Consider the following 4,680-nt stretch of genomic DNA (forward strand, 5'->3'; position numbering starts at 1 on the left):
GGCGGCCGGGCGAGCCACCTCGGCGCGGCGGGCCGCACCGATGACGGCGCACGTTGCCAGCACCACGATGGCCGCGGCGACGGCGAACGACACCCGGATGCCGGATCGTCCGGCCCACGCGATGAACCCACCGACGAACGGTCCGACGGCGAAACCCGCCGTGAGTACCGCCCCGGCGGTCGCGGCGCCGGCGGGGCCGCGCAGATCCGAGGCCCACGCGGTGCACGAACTGATCGCGAGGCCCACACCGATCCCGACGATCAGGCGACCCAGCAGCAGCGCGCCCGCGTGCTGGGACAGCAGCATGACCGCCGTTCCCGTCAGCGCGGCCACCGATCCGGTCAGCGCCACCGGCCGGCGCCCGAGCGTGTCCGACGCGCGCCCGCCCACGAGCAACCCGGGAAGCAATCCCAGCGCGTAGATGCCGAAGATCCCGTCGAGGGTGGTCGTGCTGAGGTGGGCCCGGTCGCTGATCACCGGCATCAGCCCGACGAAGTGGTTGGCGACCCATCCCGTTGCCAGCAGCAGCGCCAGCACGCTGACGAACAGCGCCCCCGTACCCGCCGCCTCGCGCCCGGCTCCGGTGATGCCGCCGCGGCCGCTGCGCACATTCGACGAGGTCACTGAGCTTCCTCCCCTTTCAGACCCGATGCGCATACGCGGCCGACCGCCGATGGTAGAACGCGAGGTAACCCGGGCGGTTATTCCCGCTGCGCGCAACCGGATCGCGGCGGCGCCGCGATGTGGCCGCTGCCACGCCGTCCCTGCAAACACGGCGGTCATCGGTCCGGGCCGCCATTCGGGGTTTGAAATCAGGCGATTTGGTGTACTGATACCACTACTCGCACCCAGGAAGGCAAATGATGAAGTATATTGCGGCAGCTGCGATCGCGATCTCCGTCCTGCTGTCCAGCGCGTGTTCGGCCTCACAGGTCATCAACACCGGCGGGGACACCAAGTGCAAGGACTTCACCACGCAGGACGAGAAGAAGCAGAACGACGAAGTGAGCAAGATGCTCAAAGACAAGAGCGGTAACGACCCGACCAATGTGGAGATTTCCGCCACGCGCCTGTCGGTGACGACCTACTGCCAGACGCTCGGCAAGCCGGACACCAAGATCTCCGAGGCGCCGCACGGCTGACGCCAGCTGACCACGGCACACGGCCCGGCTCCCGCTCGCTCGGGAGCCGGCTGTCTGCGTTCCGGGGGCATCGGGCACCGTCGTCGCGCCGACGCACTTCGGGTCAAGGCGATCCATATTCTTGCACCGGGGCATCGGTGCGGAAATGATGACACCGATTTGTCCCAGCATGCCGCTGCGGCCTGACCGAGTCGCTCGCTGACGACTCGCGCCGCGGGGCCGCCGTCCTCCTAGAAAGGTAGCTCGTGAGCGCCCTTTCTACCGAGCCGATTCCCCTGACGGTCCCGCACGGCACCGTGGCCGCGCCGCGGCCCGGCCGCCGCCGGATCCTGTCGCCCACATTGCCGTTGGCATTGCTCGGCTTCGCCCTGTTCCTCGGCGGCTGGTATCTGAGCGTCGACGTGCTGGCGCTGCCGCGATTTCGCGGCCTTCCCGGTCCGACCGAGGTGATCCGGGAGTGGCTCAGCCCGAACCCGGCCTACGGCACATCCATTTTCACGGCGTCGTATTACGAGCACATCTGGGCGAGCGTTCGGCGCGTCGCCCTGGCCTTCGCGGCGGCGCTGGTCACCGGAATCCCGCTCGGCCTGCTGCTGGGGTGGTCATCGCGATTTCGTCAGTACACCTTTCCCATCTTCGAGTTGATCCGACCCATCCCCATCCTCGCGTGGGTTCCCTTGGCAATGCTGATGTTTCACAGCAGGGAGGGCTCGGTCATCTTCCTGACGTACCTGGCAGCGTTCTACGCGGTCACGTTGAACACGTTGCTCGGGGTCCAGTCGATCGACCAGAACCTGATTCGGGCGGCGCAGTGTCTGGGTGCCGGCCCGCGCGAGGTGCTGCGCACCGTGGTGATTCCGGGATCGCTGCCCTACATCTTCACCGGCCTGCAGATCGGCATGGGCGTCGCATGGTTCTCGTTGGTCGCGGGGGAGATGATCGCCGGCCAGTTCGGGCTCGGTTATCTGATCAACGCCTCGTACACGACCACCCGCTACCCGACGATCGTGATCGCGATGATCACCCTCGGTGTGATCGGTTTCACCAGCAGCGCTTTGATCCGACTGCTCGGTGACCGGCTGATGGCCTACCGGGCCCGGAGCATCGGGTCATGAGCGGGGGAAACCTCGTCCTGAGCGGTGTCGGCAAGGCGTACCGGACGACGGGCACCCCGGTGGTGGCGGTGGAGGATTTCAGCCTCGACATCGCCGCGGGCGAACTGCACGTCATCGTCGGACCGTCGGGATGCGGAAAGAGCACACTGCTGGGAGCCGTCGCCGGATTCACCGACATCACCTCGGGCCGAATCGAACTGGACGGCGAATTGCTCTGCGGCCCAGGTCGTCCCACCGCGACGATCGGCCCGGACCGGGTAGTGGTCTTCCAGGACAGCACCTTGTTCCCGTGGTTCACGGTCGCCGAGAACGTGAGCTACGGCCTGGTGGCCCAGCGGCGACTGAGCCGCCGGGACGCGGCCGAGATCGCCGTCGAGCGCCTGCACGACGTCGGCCTCGGCGAGGTGGCGCGCAGTTACCCGGGCGAACTGTCCAGCGGCGTGCAACGCCGCGTCGAGATTCTGCGCGCGCTGGTCATGGAGCCGACCGTGCTGCTGCTCGATGAGCCGTTTCGGGGGATGGACGCGATCTCGCGCTCCGCGATGCACGATGCGCTGCTGCAGATCTACGACAAGTCCGCCGTCACAGTGCTTTTCATCACCCACGACATCGAGGAAGCCGTCTACCTGGGCGGTCGTGTCACCGTGATGACGACCCGGCCCGGCCGGGCCAAGACCACGATCGAGGTCGACCTCGACCGCCCGCGCGACCGCGACCTGATCACCGCACCCTACTTTCGTGAACTCGTCGGCGAGGTCTCCGAGGCGGTTCGCGACGAAGCCAAGCGTGCCTTCGACGCGGGCGAGCGGGAGATGGCGCAGTGACGACGCTGTTACGGCGCGCCGACCACGCGGACGCGTCGGCGCTGAGGCGCGGCGCGATCGGCATCGTCGTCTTCGCCGCCGGCTGGGAGCTGGCCACCCGGCTCGGCAACTGGACCGGTGTCAGCGTGCCCGTGGTGGGGCAGCTACCGGCGCCCTCCGCGGTGATCGTCGACTTCCTGAACCTCCTTGCCAGGCCGGGCTATTGGAACAGCTGGTCGCTGTCGTTTCAGCGAGTGCTGGCCGGCTTCGCCGTGGCGCTGCTGGTGGGCGGCACGCTAGGCCTGCTGATGGCGACCCGTCCCTGGTTCAAACGCGTGGTGTTCCCGGTATTCGAATCGCTGCGGCCGGTACCGCCATTGGCGTGGGTGCCGATCGCGATCATCTTCTGGCCGACTCAGGAGCTGTCCATCACCTTCGTGACATTCCTGGGTGCGCTCTTTCCGATCGTGCTCAACACGGTCGGCGGTGCCGAACAAATCGACCGCAGGCACGTGCTGGCCGCGCGGTCGATGGGCGCAAGCCGCTCATACGTCTTTCGACGGGTGCTGCTGCCCGCGCTGGTGCCGTCATTGGTCACCGGGGCGGCCGTCGGCATGGGCATCACGTGGGAGGTGGTGGTGGCCGCCGAGCTCATTTCCGGCGGCGGCCAGCAGTCCGGTGACGGCGGGCTGGGCTTTCTGGTGTGGAACGCCTACGAGGGCAGCAACTTACCGCGGGTCGTCGTGGCGATGATCAGCCTGGGCATCGCGGGCTACCTGTCGAGCGGCCTCGTGCGCGCGCTGGGAAACCGCCTGATGCCATGGCGGCGCGTGGCGGCATGACCGGAAACCGGACCGGCGCGGTCCTTTTCGATCGCGTGTCCTTCCACGTCCGTAAGGGTCGAGAGGACGTCCACGTCGTCGACGAGTGCTCGCTGCGCATCGAACCCGGCGAGATCGTCGCGATGATCGGACCGTCGGGCGGTGGCAAGACGACCATCGGATACCTGCTGGCCGGTTATCACCGGCCCAGCAGCGGCCTGATCGCCGTCGACGGCAAAGAGGCCCGCGGACCCTCAGCCGACCGCCTGCTGCTGTTTCAAGAGAACGCGCTGATGCCGTGGCTGACGACCGCCGAAAACGTCATGTTCGGACCGCGTGCGCGCGGCGCGGACAGGGTGGCGGCGCGGCAGCGCGCGGATGCCGTCCTGGCTCGGGTGGGACTCGCCGAATTCGCCAACCGTTATCCCGCAGAGCTTTCCGGCGGCATGCGGCGCCGCGCCGAGTTGGCTCGCGCGCTGATCAACGAGCCCGCGGTGCTGATCCTCGACGAGCCGTTCCGGGGACTCGACGCGATGACCCGCGAGCTGATGCAGGAGTACACGGCCGAACTCCTTGCCGAGCAAGGCCGGACGGTCCTGTTCATCACCACGGATCTCGACGAGGCGCTGCTGCTTGCGGACCGGCTGCTGGTGATGACGGGGCGTCCCGCCCGGGTGCGCGAGGAGTTCGCCATCGAGCTGGCCCGCCCCCGCCAGCGGATCGATCTACTGAACGACGACCGCCTGCAAGACATCAAACACCGTGCCATGGAGCTGTTGCGAGCCCCGACAGCTGCGCA

At 67.8% G+C, this 4,680-nt stretch carries 6 protein-coding genes; 5 read left to right on the plus strand and 1 reads right to left on the minus strand.

Annotation, left to right across the window (positions count from 1 at the left end; translation table 11 throughout):
* Positions 1-624: MFS transporter (locus A5622_RS24590; RefSeq protein ID WP_156749022.1), on the minus strand; the 624-nt coding region annotated here is incomplete at its 3' end.
* A gap of 236 nt (positions 625-860) precedes the next feature.
* On the opposite strand from A5622_RS24590, the gene A5622_RS24595 reads away from it, so the two are divergent.
* From A5622_RS24595 to A5622_RS24615, 5 genes are all read left to right on the plus strand, one after another.
* The gene (locus A5622_RS24595; RefSeq protein ID WP_066867409.1) at positions 861-1,142 is read left to right on the plus strand and encodes a hypothetical protein; all 282 of its coding nucleotides are present in this window, start codon (positions 861-863) and stop codon (positions 1,140-1,142) included.
* Positions 1,143-1,387: 245 nt separating this feature from the next.
* Positions 1,388-2,257, plus strand: a complete 870-nt coding sequence (locus tag A5622_RS24600) for an ABC transporter permease (RefSeq protein ID WP_082994685.1) — start codon at positions 1,388-1,390, stop codon at positions 2,255-2,257.
* Entirely contained in the window at positions 2,254-3,081 is an 828-nt protein-coding gene (locus tag A5622_RS24605; RefSeq protein ID WP_066881771.1) for an ABC transporter ATP-binding protein, read from the plus strand. Before A5622_RS24600 ends, A5622_RS24605 begins: the two co-directional genes overlap by 4 nt.
* On the plus strand, positions 3,078-3,902 hold the full coding sequence (locus A5622_RS24610) for an ABC transporter permease (protein WP_066881773.1): 825 nt from the start codon (positions 3,078-3,080) through the stop codon (positions 3,900-3,902). Before A5622_RS24605 ends, A5622_RS24610 begins: the two co-directional genes overlap by 4 nt.
* The coding region (locus A5622_RS24615; protein ID WP_232003035.1) for an ABC transporter ATP-binding protein at positions 3,899-4,680 on the plus strand (782 nt) is incomplete at its 3' end. The genes A5622_RS24610 and A5622_RS24615, both read left to right, overlap by 4 nt.

The sequence above is a fragment of the Mycobacterium sp. 1245801.1 genome (assembly GCF_001673055.1).
Taxonomy (GTDB): domain Bacteria; phylum Actinomycetota; class Actinomycetes; order Mycobacteriales; family Mycobacteriaceae; genus Mycobacterium; species Mycobacterium europaeum_A.

What these genes read in the sequence shown, in the direction of transcription:
- A5622_RS24605 (WP_066881771.1), top strand. Translation starts at nt 2,254, where the DNA reads ATGAGCGGGGGAAACCTCGTCCTGAGCGGTGTCGGCAAGGCGTACCGG.
- A5622_RS24595 (WP_066867409.1), top strand. Translation starts at nt 861, where the DNA reads ATGATGAAGTATATTGCGGCAGCTGCGATCGCGATCTCCGTCCTGCTG.